This window comes from Pseudomonas sp. MWU13-2105, from assembly GCF_023242315.1.
In the GTDB taxonomy this organism is placed as follows: domain Bacteria; phylum Pseudomonadota; class Gammaproteobacteria; order Pseudomonadales; family Pseudomonadaceae; genus Aquipseudomonas.
In genome coordinates this window covers 1-15879 of the sequence record NZ_JALLIY010000001.1, presented here as the reverse complement: position 1 = coordinate 15879, position 15879 = coordinate 1, and the positions used below count along the sequence as shown (strand labels likewise).

Sequence of the window (15879 nt, the reverse complement as noted above, 5' to 3'; positions counted from 1 at the left end):
AAGGCTGTCGATCAGTGGGCCTTGTCGTCCCGCCCGCGCAACACTTTGTTCGGCATCGCCAGTGCCGCCGCCAGTCCCAGCAGGGCGACGGCGGCGCTGATCAGCAGCAGGTGGCGGAAGGTCAGCAGCAGTTCCCCGCGCAAGGCGTCGCGCGCCGGACCTTCGGCGCTGTTCAGGCCTTCGAGCAGGGCATTGCCCGAAGAGCCTTCGGCGACCACCGAAGCCCCGGCCAGGTGGGTCAGGCTGGAGTCCTGCAAGAGCGCCAGTAGCAACGCCGACATCAGCGCCACACCCATGGCGCCGCCGAGGGAGCGGAACAGGTTGGTGGTGCTGGTGGCGACACCGATATCACGCTGTTCCACGGAGTTCTGCGTGCCCACCAGCGAGGTCGGGAACTGCATACCGCCGGCGATTCCGCCGAGCAGCATGAACAGGCTGCTGAGCAGCACCGCCTGGGGTGGGGTAAACGCCATGCCGAGGATCGCCAGTGGCATCAGCAGCGCGCCGCTGAGGATCAGCGGTTTGTAGTAGCCGGTCACCGAGGTCCGTCGCCCGGCGAAATAGGCGCCCATGGGCAGGCCCATTGCCAGCGGCAGCAAGTGCAGGGCCGCACTGTCCGCTCCGGCACCGGTCACGCTCTGGAAGCGCAGGGGCATCAGCACCGTGAGCGAGATCGCCTGGAAGCTGGTGAAGAATATCGTGCACCAGCACAGCAGGGCGTTACGGTTGAGGAACAGATGCATCGGCAGCAAGGGTTCCACGCTGCGTCGTTCATGCAGGACAAACAGCCAAAGGGCGATCAGCGCCGTGACCAGCAGGCCCAGGACCTGGCTGTCGTTCCAGTGGCGGCCCTGGCCGATGAAGGTGATGCCCAGCAGCAGGGCGGTCAGGCCGATGATCATCAGCACGGTGCCGAGGTAGTCGATGATCGGCTTGCGCTGCGGTAGCGGCAGGCCGACCAGGGTGCGCTGGGCCACCAGCCAGGCCCCCAGGCCCAGCGGCAGGTTGATCAGGAAAACCCAGCGCCACGACAGGTATTCGGTCATATAGCCGCCGAGCACCGGTCCGGCGACGCTGGCCACCGCGTACATGCTGCTGAAATAGCCCTGGTAACGGCCGCGTTCGCGGGGCGGGATGATGTCACCGATAATTGCCTGGCTGACCGAAATCATGCCGCCGGCACCGATGCCCTGGATGATCCGCGCCAGCACCAGTTGCTCCATGCTCTGGGCCATGCCGCAGAACAGCGAGGCGAGGGTGAACAGGCCCATGCCGAACAGCATCAAGCGGCGTCGACCGTAGAGGTCGCCGAGCTTGCCGTAGATCGGCACGGCCACGGTCATGGCCACCATATAGCCGGAAATGACCCAGGCCAGCAGGCCCAGGTCCTTGAATTGGGCGGAGATGGCGGGCATCGAGACGGCGACAATGGTCTGGTCCAACGCACCAAGGAAAATCGCCAGCATCAAGGCGATCAGGATACTGCGAATCGCCGGCTTCGTTTGGCCGGACTGATTGAGATTGGTCACGGTAGAACCTGCAAGCAGTGGTTGACCCGCTCACCAGGCAAGTACGCGGGGATGTTTGCCAGTGTACTCGATAGCCTGCTATTCGATAGTCTCGTAAGTTAAGGCGGGCGAGATATCTCAGTGCACTCAGGCTGGCCGTGTGCGGCACGCAGCGTTGCTCATAACCCCTCATCCCAGAGCGGCGTTTCGGGAAAGCGCCGCACCAGGAAGTCGAGCATGCTGCGCAGCGTGGCCGGCATGTGTTTGCGCGAGGCGTACACCGCATAGATGTTCATCAGTATCGGTTCGGCCTGGGGCAGCAGTCGTACCAGTTCGCCACGCTTGATATAGGCGCCGGCCTGGTAGGTGGGCAGCATCGAGATACCGGCCCCGGCGATCACCGCTTGCATCAGAGTGCTGGCCTCGTTGGCGCTGATATTGCCCTGCACCGGCACTGAGATCTGTTCGCCGTCCTGCTTGAAATGCCAGAGGCTCTTGCCGAAGTACGAGTGGGTCAGGCAATTGTGCCGGCTCAGGTCCTCCACCCGTTGCGGCGCCGGATGTTCGCGCAGGTAAGCCGGGGAGGCGCAGATCACCGAGCGACAAACGGTCAGTCGCCGGGCGATCAGGTTCGGGTCCAGTTCGGTGCTGGTGCGGATCGCCAGGTCGATGCGCTCGTCCACCAGATTCACCGTGCGATCGAGCATCTGCAGGTCGACGCTGACACCCGGATGGTGCCTGACGTACTCGGCCATGGCATCGGCCAGTTGCGCCAGGCCGAAGGAGGTACTCACGCTGATCCGCAGCAGCCCGCGCGGCGCCTCGTCCGGTACGCTGACGGCGGCCTGCAGGTCCGCCGACAATTCCAGCAACTGCCGGCAGCGCGGCAGGGTTTCGTTGCCGGCGGCGGTCAGGCTCAGCTTGCGAGTGGTGCGGTGCATCAGTCGGGCGCCAACCCAGTCCTCGAGTTCCGCGAGATAGCGTGACACCACTGGCCGCGACAGGTCCAGATGATCGGCCGCCGCCGACTGGCTGCCCAGGTCGACTACCGTGACGAAGACCCGCATTGCCGTAAGACGATCCATGATTTGCCCACTTTCAGAAACAAACTATGTTCCAGCATCGCATTTTTTGTATTGGTTCGGGCAACTAAGCTCTGTTCATTGCCATCACGGCCAACAGATCTCGGAGTTGCACATGATCGGATTGTCTTTATTTCGTCGTCTCTTGCTCGCCACCGCGACCCTGGGCTTTGTCGCACACGCGGCGGCGGCCCCGTCGGCCCTGACCCTGGATGTCTACAATCCTGGCACCTCGGCGATTTTTCCGGTGAGTTCGGTGCTGGTCAGCGGTGAGAAGGAGGCGATCCTGGTGGATGCCCAGTTCGGCAAATCCCAGGCCGAACAACTGGTGGAAAAAATCCGCGCCAGCGGCAAGCAACTGAGCACCATCTACATCAGCCATGGCGACCCGGACTACTACTTCGGCCTGGACACCATTACCCGGGCATTCCCCAAGGCCAAGGTGCTGGCGTCGGCGCCGACCGTGGCGCATATCAAGGCCACTGTCGACGGCAAGCTGGCTTTCTGGGGGCCGAAGATGGGCGCCGATGTACCGGCGCACACCGTGGTGCCGCAGGTGCTCAAGGGCGACCGCCTGACGCTGGAAGGGCGTGAGCTGGAAGTTGTCGGTTTGAACGGCGAGCAAGCGGATCGCACTTTTGTCTGGATTCCGTCGATCAAGGCGGTGGTGGGCGGTGTCGTGGTGGCGGACAACATCCATGTGTGGATGGCTGATACCCAGACCGCGCAGTCCCATCAGGCCTGGCTGGCGACACTGCAACGCATCCAGGCGCTGCAACCCATGACCCTGGTGCCTGGTCACTACCTCGGTGATAGCTCGCGCGCTCTCGCGGCGGTGCAATTCACCGCGGATTACATCAAGGCCTTCGACGAAGAAACCGCCAAGGCCAAGAATTCCGCCGAATTGATTGTGGCGATGAACAAGCGTTATCCGGGCCTCGGTGAGGAGTCCTCGCTGGAACTCAGCGCCAAGGTCGCCAAGGGCGAGATGAAGTGGTGAGTTCGCTCGCCGGCTGATTAGACGTATCTGTAGGTCGGTCTTCCTGCCCCAGGCTGGGAAGGCCCCCCTCGACGCACCGCGTCATTCGATTGGAACTGGAGAGTGTCATGAGCAAGATTGCAATCATTGGTGCCACCGGACGTGCCGGTAGCCAGTTGCTGGAAGAGGCCCTGCGTCGCGGCCACAGCGTGACCGCTATCGCCCGCAACCCGGCGAAGATCGCCGAGCGTGCCGGCGTGCTGAAAAAGGCGGTCGATGCGCTGGATGCCGCGGCGCTGGAAGCGGCGGTTGCCGGTCACGACGTGGTGATCAGCGCCGCGCATTTCGCCACCCTGCCGGCCGCGGCGGTGATCGGCCCGGTGAAGAAGGCCGGGGTCAAGCGCCTGCTGGTGGTCGGCGGTGCCGGTTCGCTGTTGTTGCCAGGTGGCGCTCGGGTGATCGACAGCCCGGGCTTTCCGCCGGAGTACAAGACTGAGGCCGCCGCGGGGGCGGAGTTCCTTGAGGCCTTGCGTCAGGAAAAGCAACTCGATTGGAGCTTCCTGTCGCCGTCGGCGGAGTTTGTCGAAGGTCAGCGTACCGGGCACTTCCGCCTGGGCAAGGATGACCTGCTGGTGAGTGCCGAGGGCCGTAGCTGGATCACCTTCGCCGACTACGCCATCGCCCTGTTGGATGAAGTCGAGAAGCCTGCGCACTCGCGTCAGCGGTTTGCCGTCGGCTATTGAGTGATTGTGGGCTGCTTGAAATTTGAGGTCGAACGCGGTCCTGTGGCGAGCGGGCAAGCCCGCTCCGCCGCCTGTGCCACCAGCCACTCCATCAACTCCCGCAACTCCGGCGCCGTCCCGGCCCGCTCCGGGTAGACCAGGTAGTACGCCTGCCCGGTGCGCACCCGCAAATCGAACGGCATGACCAGCCGCCCGGCGCTCAGGTCCTCGCCGATCAACGCCCAATCGCCAATCGCCACGCCCGTGCCCTGGGACGCCACGCTCATCGCCAGGTCCAGGGTGTCGAAATGCTGTCCCTTGCCGATATTGCTGACCCGCGCACCCGCCACCTTGAGCCAGGCTTCCCAGTCCCGCTGGTCGCGCGTGGGATGCAGGAGCATGTGCTGCTCAAGGTCGGCGAAGCTGCTCAACGGCACCGGACCTGCCAGCAGTTGTGGCGAGCAAACCGGCGTCAGTTGCTCATCGAACAGATGGTGAGAGGCCACCGAAGGTCCCGGCGCCGCGCCATAGACCACGGCGGCATCGAATTCCTCGCGACGGAAATCCACCGCATGCTGCACCGTGGTGGTCAGCTCCACGGGCACGTCCGGGCGCTCCTTCTGCCATTGCAACAGGCGCGGTAGCAGCCAGCGCATCATGCAGGTCGGGGCCTTGAGTTGCAGGGCCTCGCGACGGGCGCCGAGCTGATCCACGGCCTCGTCGATCAGGTTGAACACCTGCTGGATCCGTGGAAACAGCTCACGACCCTGGGCCGTCAGGCTCAGGCCACGGGCCTGGCGCTGGAACAGCGCATAACCGAGGTGGCTCTCCAAGCCGGCGATCTGCCGGCTCACCGCCCCCTGGGTGATGTGCAGCAACTCGGCCGCACGGGTGAAGTTGCAGCACTGGGCGGTGACCAGGAAGGTATGCAGAGCGGGCAGCGGTGGTGGACGTTTCATGGCGGGGCAGCTCAGGCATGACGACAGGACATGCCTAGTATGACTATTTTTGCCTTGTGCCCGCCATCGGCCAAACGCTCCAATAACCCTATCGCCGTGCTCACCGGCAGCATGGCTTATACGAACAAGAAGGGCGGGACAGATGGCGACGTGCGGCGAAGTATTGGTCAAGTTACTGGAAGGCTATGGGGTCGAGCAGGTGTTCGGCATTCCCGGCGTGCATACCGTGGAGCTCTATCGCGGGCTGGCGTCGTCGAGCATCGAGCATGTCACCCCGCGCCACGAACAGGGTGCCGGTTTCATGGCCGACGGCTACGCCCGTACCAGCGGCAAGCCAGGGGTGTGCTTTATCATCACCGGTCCCGGCATGACCAATATCACCACGGCGATGGGCCAGGCCTATGCCGATTCGATCCCGATGCTGGTGATCTCCAGCGTGCAGTCGCGCAGTCAGTTGGGCGGCGGGCGCGGCAAGCTGCACGAGTTGCCGAACCAGGGCACGCTGGTGGCAGGCGTCGCGGCGTTCTCCCACACGCTGATGTCGGCAGCCGAGCTGCCGGCGGTACTGGCCCGGGCCTTCGCCCTGTTCCAGGCCGGGCGGCCACGTCCGGTGCATATCGAGATTCCCCTCGATGTGCTGGTGGAAAACGCCGATGCCTTGCTCGATAGCCGGCCGGTGCAGATTAGCCGTGCCGGCGCCGCCCCCGCGGCGGTCGCGCAAATGGCCGAACTGCTGGCCAAGGCCCGGCGTCCGCTGATCCTCGCCGGTGGCGGCGCCATCGATGCCGCCGCCGCGCTGACCCGCCTTGCGGAGCGCCTGGAGGCCCCGGTGGCGTTGACCATCAATGCCAAAGGCATGCTGCCGTCGCGCCACCCACTGCTGATCGGCTCGACCCAGTCCATGGTCGCCACCCGCGCCCTGGTGGCGGATGCCGATGTGGTCCTGGCCATCGGCACCGAGCTGGCGGAAACCGATTACGACATCACTTTTGCCGGCGGCTTCGAGATTCCCGGCACCCTGCTGCGTGTCGATATCGACCCGGACCAGACCGTGCGCAACTATCCGCCCAAGGTCGCGCTGGTGTCCGACTCGCGGACCGCGGCCGAGGCGCTGCTCGCCGCCGTCGAAGGCCTGGTGCTGGCTGACCGCCAAGGCGATTGGGGGGCACAACGCGCCGCGGCCTTGCGCGTCGAGCTGGATGCGCTCTGGGATGCCCCGACCCGCGCCCAGACGCAGTTCCTCAACACCGTTCTCGAGGTGCTGCCGGAAGCGGTGCTGGTAGGTGACTCGACCCAGCCGGTGTACACCGGCAACCTGACCCTGAACCCGGAGCAGCCGCGGCGCTGGTTCAACTCGTCTACCGGCTACGGCACCCTTGGTTATGCCTTGCCGGCCGCCATCGGCGCCTGGCTGGGCGGGGCCAGCGAACGCAGCCAACGGCCCCCGGTGGTCTGTCTGATCGGTGATGGCGGCTTGCAGTTCACCCTGTCGGAACTGGCCAGCGCAGTGGAAGCGCGGACTCCGATCATCGTGTTGCTGTGGAATAACCAGGGCTACGAAGAGATCAAGAAATACATGGTCAATCGCGCCATCACCCCGGTCGGCGTGGATATCTACACCCCGGACTTTATCGGTGTGGCCCGGGCCCTGGGTTGTGTGGCCGAGGCCGTCGCTGGCGTCGAGACCCTGCGTGGCGCCCTGGAGGCCGCCGCGGATCGCCAGGGGCCGACCCTGATCGAAATCGACCAGCAACTGTGGATGGACGGGGGGGCCTGGTGATGAAAGCGCAAATGAATCAGGACGGTCTCTACATCGACGGCCAGTGGCGCTCCGGCAGCGCACAGCTACGGCTGATCAATCCGGCCACCGAGGCTTTGCTCGGTAGCGTTTGCGCTGGCGATGAGCAGGCCGTGGAGCAGGCGGTGAGCGCGGCGAGCCGGGCTTTCGTCGCTTGGTCGGCGACCACCGGGGCCGAGCGTGGAGCGGTCCTGCGCAGGATTGCCGAGGGTGTGCGCGAGCGCCGCGAAACCCTGGTCCAGCTGCAATCGAGCAACAACGGCAAGCCGCTGTTCGAGGCGGCTATCGATGTCGATGATGTGATTGCCACCTTCGAGTATTACGCGGGCCTGGCCGAGAGCCTCGACGGCCAGCAGGACAAACCGGTCGAGCTGCCCAGCGACGCCTTCGCCGCCCGTGTGCGTCGCGAGCCGTGCGGGGTGGTGGGGCTGATCGTGCCGTGGAACTTCCCGATGGTCACCACCGCCTGGAAGCTGGCCCCGGCCCTGGCCGCCGGGTGTTGCGTGGTGCTCAAGCCGTCGGAAGTCACGCCGCTGCCGGAGTTGGAGCTGGCTTCGATCATCGCCGCCAGCGGTTTGCCGGCCGGGGTCTTCAACCTGGTCTGCGGCACCGGCCTGGCCGTCGGCGCGCCGCTGGCGGCCGACCCGCGGGTGGCGAAGATTTCCTTCACCGGCAGCAATGCGGTGGGGGTCCAGGTGATGCAGCGGGCGGCGGAAACCGTGAAAGGCGTAAGCCTGGAACTGGGAGGCAAATCCGCGCTGTTGGTGATGGCTGATGCCGACCTCGATCTCGCGGTGGAGCTCGCCAGTGGCGGCGGTTTCTTCAATGCCGGACAGATGTGTTCGGCCACCAGCCGGGTACTGGTGGCCGAGGAGATTGCCGATGAATTCCTGCTGCGCCTGACCGCGCGGGCCGAAGCCATTCGCGTGGCGGACCCGTTCGACCCCGAGGTGGAAATGGGCGCGCTGGTCAACCAGGCGCAATACCAGCGTGTGCTCGGCCATATCGACCGTGGCCTGAGCGTCGGCGCACGGCTGGTTTGTGGTGGCGGGCGTCCACCCGAACTGACTCGCGGTTATTTTTTGCGGCCGACCATCTTCACCGAAGTGCCCCTGGACAGTGCGTTGTGGCGTGAAGAGATTTTCGGCCCGGTGCTTTGCGTGCGCAGTTTTGCCAGCGAAGCCGAGGCGCTGGCGCTGGCCAACGATAGCGAGTTCGGCCTGGTGGCCAGTGTGGTCAGCCGCAGTGATGAGACCGCGCAGCGGCTCGCCGATGCCCTGCAGGCCGGGCTGGTGTGGATCAACGCGCCGCAGGTGATCTTTCCGCAAACCGCCTGGGGCGGCTACAAGCAGAGCAGCCTGGGCCGTGAGCTGGGGCCCTGGGGGTTGCAGGCGTTCCAGGAGATCAAACATGTGATTCGAGCCCTGTAGCGCGAGCGGACTTTAACGACAGCGCACACCCTGTAGATGCCGGCTTGCCGGCTCCTACGGGGTTTTGTCGTGCCTGTGTGTTTTGTGTCTGGACCTGGGACCGGTCTGGTCCCTGACAGGGCAGCGCATGCCTCGAAATGAGGCATGCGCCGGGCGCATGGCTTCAATGACAAACTTTCGATTGTTGCCGGTTCCGGGCGACCTCAGGATGAACCTGCCGACTCAGCCTCGACCCACGGTCCTCGGGGGCTCCAGCGAGATCGGAGACCGGCTGCACGCATTGCGACCGACCTCATATCTAAAAAAATAAAGGGAGTCCGAAATGGGCCAGTACGACCTGAACAGAAGACAGTTCATCAAGACCGTGGGTGTCGCTTCGGTGGCCGCGGCCGCCATGAGCATGCCGTTTATCCGGGCCAATGCCAGCGACACCCGCTTCCAGGGCAAGACCCTGAAGTTGCTGACCTGGTCCGATGACACCGGCCTCGCCGCCCTGCGCAATATCGCCGCGACTTTCGAGGCCAAGACCGGCGCCAAGGTCATCGCCGACCGCACCGGCAGCACCTCGGAAATGGTCGCCAAGCTCAAGGCCGGCGGTGATCGTCCGCAGTACGACATCATCACCCTGGCCGGTGTCGGCGCCGAAGGCTTGGCCGCCGCCGGGCTGCTGGAAAAACCCGATCTGAACCGCATCCCGAACCTGGTCGACGTGCCGGAAAAATACCGCACCGGGGCCAACGGCCACGGCATCGGCTATCTGCTCTGGTGCAACAGCCTGGTCTACAGCACCCGCACCGTGAAAGAGGCGCCGGACAGCTACGCGGCGCTATGGGACAAGGACTTCGCCAGCAACCTGTTCCTGCCGCCGCCGAACTGGACCGAGGCCATGGACCTGATCATCATCGCCGCCAAGCTGGCCGGCGGTGACGAACACAACATCGAGCCGGGCTTCAAGAAGCTCGCCGAGCTCAAGGACCGCGTGGTCACCCTCGGGGAAAACCCCAACCAGATCGCCGAACTGTTCCGCACCGGTTCGCTGGACCTGGGTGGCCTGTATGCGCCGGCGTTCTTTCCGAAACAGATCCGTGATCCGGCCTACGGCCTGGGTGCCACCTTCGGCATGAAGGAGGGCTTCTACACCGACCTGATGCTCTCGGTGATGCCGAAGAATCGTCCTGGCGATACCGACCTGGCCTACGCCTTTATCGACCATTCGCTCGACCCGCTGGTGCAGGGCAAGATGGCCGAAGACATCTTCAATGGTCCGGTCAACGCCAAGGCGATCATCTCCGCCGAGGCGCGCAAGAGCCCGTACATCCTGACGCCGGAACAGATCGCCGAGAAAGCCATCATGCACGACAACGCCTTCCTGGCGACGGTGCATGACCAGTGGATTCGCCGCTATACGGAAATCTTTTCGTCCTGAGGTTGCGGTAGCGCCAGGTCTGATCGCCGCACAACCTTGTGGGAGCCTGGCTTGCCGGCGAAGGCGTCCTTGAGGACGCCAAAAGCTTCGCGGGCAAGCTCCGCTCCCACAAGGGCCGCGTTTAATCCTGATGATCAAGCGCGTCCTCCTGGCGCCTGGCTTGTTGATGATTTCTCTCAGTCGAGACTCTTTCTATGGAACACCAACCTCTGGCCCGACCGGTCGGCGTGGCTTTGCCGCGTCCTCGAACGGGTATTTCGCCCACCGCCCGGGCCTGGCTTTTCCTCTCGCCGTCGATGCTGTTTCTCGCCGTGCTGATTCTTGCCAGCCTGCTGGTGCTGCGCATGAGCGTCGGCACCAAAGGCGCCGAATGGACCGGCTTCAGCCTCGCCAGCTATGCGCAGCTACTGGAACCCTACTACCTCAAGTCGCTGCTGCTGACCTTGCGCCTGGCGCTGTTCAGCGCGGTGATCGCGGTGCTGCTGGCGATCCCGGTGGCCTACACCATGTCGCGCCTGACCTCGCCGTTTCTGCGGCGGATCTTCCTCGCCGCGGTGCTCCTGCCGCTGCTGGTCAACCTGTTGCTGCAAAGCTACGGCTGGCTGGTGATCCTCGGTCCCGGCGGCATGCTCAACCAGGCACTGATGGGCCTGGGCCTGATCAAACGCCCGATCATGCTGTTGTACAACCAGAACGGTGTGCTGATGGGCTTGGTGCAAACCGCTTTTCCCCTCGCGGTATTGCCGATCGCCAGCGCCATGCGCGGTGTCGCGCGCACCTATGAAGAGGCCGCCGCAACCCTTGGCGCCAGCCGTTTCCAGGTGTTTCGCCAGGTGGTCTTGCCGATGAGCCTGCCGGGCATCATCACCGGCGCGACCCTGGTGTTCGCCTACAACGCCAGCAGCTTTGTCGTGCCCTTGCTGCTGGGCGGTCGGCGCGTGCCGATGCTGGCGGTGATGGTCCATGACCAGATCGCCCCGCTGATGAACTGGCCGGCGGCCTCGGCGGCCGGCGTGGTGCTGATCATCACCACCCTGGCGATCATGACCCTGTCCGAATACGTCACCGGCCGTCGGCGCCGGATGCTGGAGTCCTGCCAATGAGCCTGTTGTCGCACAAACGCCTGTCGATCCTGCCGGGGGAGACCGGACGCTTCGCCGGGATTCTTTCGGGGATCATCCTGCTGCTGGCGGTGCTGCCGATCCTGACCATGATCGTCATGTCCTTCAGTGGCGCCTCGAACCTTGACTTCCCGCCCAGCAGCTACAGCCTGCAATGGTATCGCGCGGCCTGGCAGACCTTCGTCTCACCCGATAGCAGCGATGTGCTGAGCCTGGGCAAGGCGATGACCACCAGCCTGCTGGTGGCTTGCCTGACCATGGTCTTCGCGACCCTGGTGGCAGTGCCCGCCGCCTATGCGCTGGTGCGCTGCGAGTTTCGTGGCAAGGCCGTGGCGCTGCAACTGATGTCCCTGCCCCTGGTGTTTCCGATGGTGGTGCTGGGCTTGGCCTTGCTGCTGGTGTTCGACAGCCTGCCGTTCCAGATGAGCTTCTCGCGACTGGTGATCGCCCATGTGATCCTGGCCTTGCCCTTCGTGGTGAAGAACTGCACGGCGGCCATGCTGTCCATCGGCAGCGAGGTCGAGGAGGCCGCGCAGATGCTCGGCGCTTCACCGCAGCGGGCGATCCTCGATGTGGTGGTGCCGTTGATGAAGTCGGGGATTCTCGCCGGGATGCTGTTGGCGTTCATCGTCTCGTTCAACGAATTCACCGTGACCTATTTCCTCTACACCATCGACGTGATGACCGTGCCGATCTGGATGTACAGCCGCACCGTCTCGTCGCTGGACCCCACTGTTTTTTCCTTTGCCGTGCTGATCGTGCTGATCGACTTCGTCCTGATCTGGGCGTTGGAGAAGCTGGTGGGCGAAGGCGGCGTTTCCTTCTGATTTCTTGAGGTAAGCAACATGACTGGACTGATTCTGGAAAACGTCGAAAAGCACTACGGCATGGCCTGTGCGGTAAAGGACGTCAATCTGCACCTGCCCGAGGGCAAACTGGTGTGTTTCCTCGGCCCTTCGGGGTGCGGCAAGACCACCTTGCTGCGGATGATCGCTGGCCTGGAAACCCTCAGTGGCGGCGAGATCCGCCTGGATGGCGAGGACATCGGCCAGACCCCGGCGCATCTGCGCAACTTCGGCATGGTGTTCCAGTCCCTGGCGCTGTTTCCGCACATGACCGTGGGCGAAAATATCGCCTATCCGCTGAAACTGCGTGGGGTCGGCAAGGCCGAACAGCAGGCGCGGGTGGTCGAGCTGCTGCAACTGATTCAACTGAGCGAGATGCTCGACCGGCCGGTGTCCAAGCTCTCCGGTGGGCAGCGCCAACGGGTGGCGATTGCCCGGGCGATTGCCGCGCGGCCCAAGCTCCTGTTGCTCGATGAGCCGCTGTCGGCGCTGGACGCCAAGTTGCGCGAATCGATGCAGGTGGAAATCCGCCAACTGCAACAGCGTCTGAACATCACCACCATCATGGTCACCCACGACCAGCGTGAGGCCATGACCATGGCCGATATCGTGGTGGTGCTGGGCGAGCACCGGGTGCAGCAGGTGGGCACGCCCATCGAGATCTATCGGCACCCGGCCAACGAGTTCGTCGCCGACTTTATCGGCTCGGGCAATATCTTTCCGGCCACCGTGCTGGGCGGCGGGCGGGTCGGGCTACCGGGGGGCGAGAGCATCGAGGTGCCGGGCAGTGCCGCTGTCGAGACCGGCAAGCAGGTGCGGATGCTGGTGCGTCCGGAGGACCTGCAACTCTCCGCGCCCGAGGCGACTGCAGGCAGTAATCGCCTGCTCGGCACGGTGATCTTCGTCCGCGATATCGGCTCGACCATTGAAACCATTGTCGAGTGCTCCGGCGTGTCGTTCACGGCATTGAGCACGCCATGCCAGGGCAGCGGCGTGGGAGTGGGGCACAGGGTCTCGGTGACGATCCCGGCAGAGGCCTGTCGTGTACTGGCCGCCTAGCGCCTAGACACTCAGGCGCAATCGCGCCAGGTCGCGCAGCGGCGGCGCGCCGAACAGCCGGCTGTATTCGCGGCTGAACTGCGAAGGGCTTTCATAGCCCACGCGGTAGCCCGCCGCCGAGGCGTCCAGGCCTTCGAGCAGCATCAGCCGCCGCGCCTCTTGCAGGCGCAGTTGCTTCTGGTACTGCAAGGGGCTCATGGAGGTCATCGCCTTGAACCGGTGGTGCAGGGTCGACACGCTCAGGTTGGCCTCGCGGGCCAGGCTGTCGATGCGCAGCGGTTGCTCGAAATGACCGTTCAACCACTTGATCGCCTGGCTGACCCGATGGCTCTGGCTGTTGGCGATGGCGATCTCATACAGCCGGTAACCCTGCGGGCTGCGCAGCAATCGATAGAGAATTTCCCGGCGGATCAGCGGCGCGAGCATGTTGATGTCTTTCGGGCTGTCGAGCAGGCGGGTCAGGCGCAGCAGGGCATCGAACATCTGCGTGTCCAGGCGCTCCACATACAAGCCGCGCCCGGTCGGCCGGCTGGGCACGCCCATGGGCCCGGCCTCGGCAATCAAGGCACTGATTTCGGCCGGATCGATATCCACGCGCAAGGCGAGGATCGGGTGTTGCGGCGAGACACTGGCGATCCGCCCGCAGATCGGCATGGAAACCGAGACCACCATGTAGTTCAGCGGGTCGTAGACAAAGTTCTCGTCCCCCAGGCGCACTTCCTTGCGACCCTGGGCCATGACGCACAGGGCCGGCTGGGCCAGTACCGGGGAGAACTCGTGGGGCTGGCTATGGCGCGACAGGTGCAGCGAGCCTACCGCAGTGGCGTAGCTACCGTCTTCACCGGTGTTGCGGCAGATGATCTCGGCCAGTTCCGCGCGCAGCTTTTCCATTTCGACCGGCAGGGGGACTTGGGGTTGATCGAGCAAGGACATGGCGGGCCCTGGAGGTGATTGCGAATGCGGCAAGCTTAAGTTTGGGCAATCCGCAACGCCAGGACAATACTGCGCAATTCTTGCCTGATTCTGCCGTCTTTTCATATGACGCTCATGTTACAGGCGCTTGGCGGCCGTGAAGTTGCTCAAAACGCCGTGGGCAGGGGCAGGGCCGGCCGCAGGTATTGGCATTCGCGGGAATCGCTGGTGCGGCAGGATTGTGCAATAAGGCGGCAGGAATCGACTAACGACCCCCTCGGCAAACGCTCTAATCTCTGTTCCTGTCGCCGTCAGTCCCCGCACTGATCGAGCGAGTACAATTTCTCTTCGGGAGCGCCGCGCATGTCCAAGCCTATCCCCGTCAGCCACATGGCCTTCGTTCGTGCACGCCCTGGGCGTTCCGCCGAACTGGGCGCACGGCTGAGCAGCCTGATCGAACCTTCCCGCGAGGCCCCTGGTTGCCTGCAGTTTTCCCTGCAACACTCCCTGGCCGATGCCGACCTGTGGTTGGTGTCCGGGTTCTGGGTCAACCAACCGGCCATGACGGCCTACTTCAATACCCCGGTAATGCAGGTCTTTGCCGAGCTGATCCAGGAACTGGTGGTCGACAGCTTCGACTTCCATACCTTCAGCGATGTCAGCGCCGCCCGCGCCCAGTGTGATTTTCATCTGTCCAGTGCCGGTGCCTTGCAGCAGTTGGCCAGCTGAAGGTTTAGAATGCCGGCCAATCAATTGGCCGGGATAACAGGCATGGCACGTAAAGCATTCACACACTTCGAAGCCGTTTCGGCGGTGGTTCCCGGTGAGGGCGGTTATAGCGCGGCGATTGCCGTGAAAGCCCTGGACGGTTCCGGTGCGCCACGGTTTCACAAAATACTCGATGAACAGAAGTTCAAGACCGCCTTCGAGGCCGACGAGGCTGCCGCGCTGGAGCTTGCGCGACTGGCCGATGTCGACGAAGAGGCTGAGTTGTGCTGGTCTGTCGCCTAGGTTTGCAACTGATCCTCTGCGGGGCACGGTTTTTGTAGGCGCCGGCTTGCCGGCGATGGCATGCGGATGGGCGCGGCAAGGCTCAAGGGCCTCATCGCCAGCAAGCTGGCTCCTACAAGGACGTGCGCGGGCCGCTAGGCGCGTGGGCGGTACATCTTGAACAGGGCTTCCGGGCCCAGCTGGAAGTAATCCGCCGGACCACCGCCGCGCAGAATCGGCTCGGCGGCGCCGGTGTCGTAGATCCCGTCCTTGAGCAGCCACTTGGCGATATGCACGGCGACCACTTCGCCGAGCACCAGCCAGGTGGGCACCAATTCCCGATCCGCCCGTTGCAGTTGAATGATCTGGGTGACCTTGCATTCGAATGATACCGGGCTTTCCTGTACCCGCGGTACCTTGATGATTCGCGAGGCGGCAGGCGTGAGGCCGGCCAGTTCGAACTCGTTGACCTCGGCGGGCACGGCCGCGCAACTCTGGTTCATGGCTTCGGCCAGGGGCCGGGTGGCGAGGTTCCAGGCGAACTCACCGGTTTGTTCGATGTTGTTCAGGCTGTCCTTGCGGCCGACGCTGGCGAATCCGACGATCGGCGGAATGTAATTGAACGCGTTGAAAAAACTGTAGGGCGCCAGGTTCAGGTGACCTTGGGCATCCTGCGAGGAAATCCAGCCGATGGGCCGCGGGCCGACGATGGCATTGAACGGGTCGTGGGGCAGGCCGTGGCCGTTGGCGGGTTCGTAGTAGTGGATAGCGTCGGACATGGTTCGAGGTTCCGCGGGCAGGATGGAAGTGCAGGTGCACAGTGTGCGTTGCCGGGTTTTGAAATGCGATAGTTGGATAGCCGCGCACTTGTGGCGAGCGGGCAAGCCCGCTCGCCACTTGAGTTCTTCATCGCCTGGAAGCTTTGTATTTCTGCCCGCCAGAAATGACTAAGCCCGGCCGAAGCCGGGCTGCAAGGCTAACGGACGGGTTAGCTGATGGCAGCAGCGCCAGGGGTCTTGTCGTAGCCGTCGGCAGCAACGGCGTTGGC

Annotated in this window: 15 protein-coding genes; 10 read left to right on the top strand and 5 right to left on the bottom strand. The window is 64.1% G+C overall.

Going from position 1 to position 15879, the window contains the following annotated elements:
* Positions 1-11: 11 nt before the first annotated feature.
* Together M5B96_RS00075 and M5B96_RS00070 are read right to left on the bottom strand one after the other, a co-directional pair.
* Positions 12-1529 (bottom strand): MDR family MFS transporter, encoded by a 1518-nt coding sequence (locus M5B96_RS00075; protein WP_248794490.1) that lies wholly within the window; start codon positions 1527-1529, stop codon positions 12-14.
* Between the two features lie 158 nt (positions 1530-1687).
* Complete coding sequence (locus M5B96_RS00070; protein ID WP_248794489.1) at positions 1688-2593, bottom strand: LysR family transcriptional regulator; 906 nt, start codon at positions 2591-2593, stop codon at positions 1688-1690.
* 112 nt (positions 2594-2705) lie between these two features.
* Here M5B96_RS00070 and M5B96_RS00065 point away from each other — a divergent pair, with 112 nt between their 5' ends.
* Positions 2706-3590 carry an MBL fold metallo-hydrolase gene (locus tag M5B96_RS00065; protein WP_248794488.1) on the top strand — a complete coding sequence of 295 codons (885 nt, stop codon included), beginning with the start codon at positions 2706-2708 and terminating at the stop codon, positions 3588-3590.
* Between the two features lie 107 nt (positions 3591-3697).
* The gene (locus tag M5B96_RS00060; protein ID WP_248794487.1) at positions 3698-4312 is read left to right on the top strand and encodes an NAD(P)-dependent oxidoreductase; all 615 of its coding nucleotides are present in this window, start codon (positions 3698-3700) and stop codon (positions 4310-4312) included.
* Here M5B96_RS00060 and M5B96_RS00055 read toward each other — a convergent pair.
* Positions 4306-5250, bottom strand: coding sequence for a LysR substrate-binding domain-containing protein (locus tag M5B96_RS00055; protein ID WP_248794486.1), 945 nt, complete (start codon positions 5248-5250; stop codon positions 4306-4308). The genes M5B96_RS00060 and M5B96_RS00055 overlap by 7 nt on opposite strands.
* A 142-nt stretch (positions 5251-5392) precedes the next feature.
* Between M5B96_RS00055 and M5B96_RS00050 the strand changes: the two genes are divergently transcribed.
* From M5B96_RS00050 to M5B96_RS00025, 6 genes are all read left to right on the top strand, one after another.
* Entirely contained in the window at positions 5393-7030 is a 1638-nt protein-coding gene (locus M5B96_RS00050) for a 5-guanidino-2-oxopentanoate decarboxylase (protein WP_248794485.1), read from the top strand.
* On the top strand, positions 7030-8478 hold the full coding sequence (locus M5B96_RS00045; RefSeq protein ID WP_248794484.1) for an aldehyde dehydrogenase family protein: 1449 nt from the start codon (positions 7030-7032) through the stop codon (positions 8476-8478). The genes M5B96_RS00050 and M5B96_RS00045 overlap by 1 nt, the downstream gene beginning before the upstream one ends.
* 322 nt (positions 8479-8800) lie before the next feature.
* The gene (locus M5B96_RS00040; protein ID WP_248794483.1) at positions 8801-9904 is read left to right on the top strand and encodes an extracellular solute-binding protein; all 1104 of its coding nucleotides are present in this window, start codon (positions 8801-8803) and stop codon (positions 9902-9904) included.
* A gap of 194 nt (positions 9905-10098) precedes the next feature.
* A complete protein-coding gene (locus M5B96_RS00035) occupies positions 10099-11007 on the top strand; it encodes an ABC transporter permease (RefSeq protein WP_248794482.1) in 909 nt (302 codons plus the stop codon).
* A complete protein-coding gene (locus M5B96_RS00030) occupies positions 11004-11852 on the top strand; it encodes an ABC transporter permease (protein WP_248794481.1) in 849 nt (282 codons plus the stop codon). The genes M5B96_RS00035 and M5B96_RS00030 overlap by 4 nt, the downstream gene beginning before the upstream one ends.
* A gap of 18 nt (positions 11853-11870) precedes the next feature.
* On the top strand, positions 11871-12929 hold the full coding sequence (locus M5B96_RS00025) for an ABC transporter ATP-binding protein (RefSeq protein ID WP_248794480.1): 1059 nt from the start codon (positions 11871-11873) through the stop codon (positions 12927-12929).
* A gap of 3 nt (positions 12930-12932) precedes the next feature.
* On the opposite strand, the gene M5B96_RS00020 is transcribed toward M5B96_RS00025, so the two are convergent.
* A complete protein-coding gene (locus M5B96_RS00020; protein ID WP_248794479.1) occupies positions 12933-13862 on the bottom strand; it encodes an AraC family transcriptional regulator in 930 nt (309 codons plus the stop codon).
* A gap of 342 nt (positions 13863-14204) precedes the next feature.
* Between M5B96_RS00020 and M5B96_RS00015 the strand changes: the two genes are divergently transcribed.
* On the top strand, positions 14205-14570 hold the full coding sequence (locus M5B96_RS00015; RefSeq protein ID WP_248794478.1) for an antibiotic biosynthesis monooxygenase family protein: 366 nt from the start codon (positions 14205-14207) through the stop codon (positions 14568-14570).
* Between the two features lie 42 nt (positions 14571-14612).
* Positions 14613-14852, top strand: a complete 240-nt coding sequence (locus tag M5B96_RS00010) for a hypothetical protein (protein ID WP_248794477.1) — start codon at positions 14613-14615, stop codon at positions 14850-14852.
* Between the two features lie 134 nt (positions 14853-14986).
* Here M5B96_RS00010 and M5B96_RS00005 read toward each other — a convergent pair whose 3' ends face one another.
* Positions 14987-15610, bottom strand: coding sequence for a flavin reductase family protein (locus M5B96_RS00005; RefSeq protein ID WP_248794476.1), 624 nt, complete (start codon positions 15608-15610; stop codon positions 14987-14989).
* Positions 15611-15879: the final 269 nt, after the last annotated feature.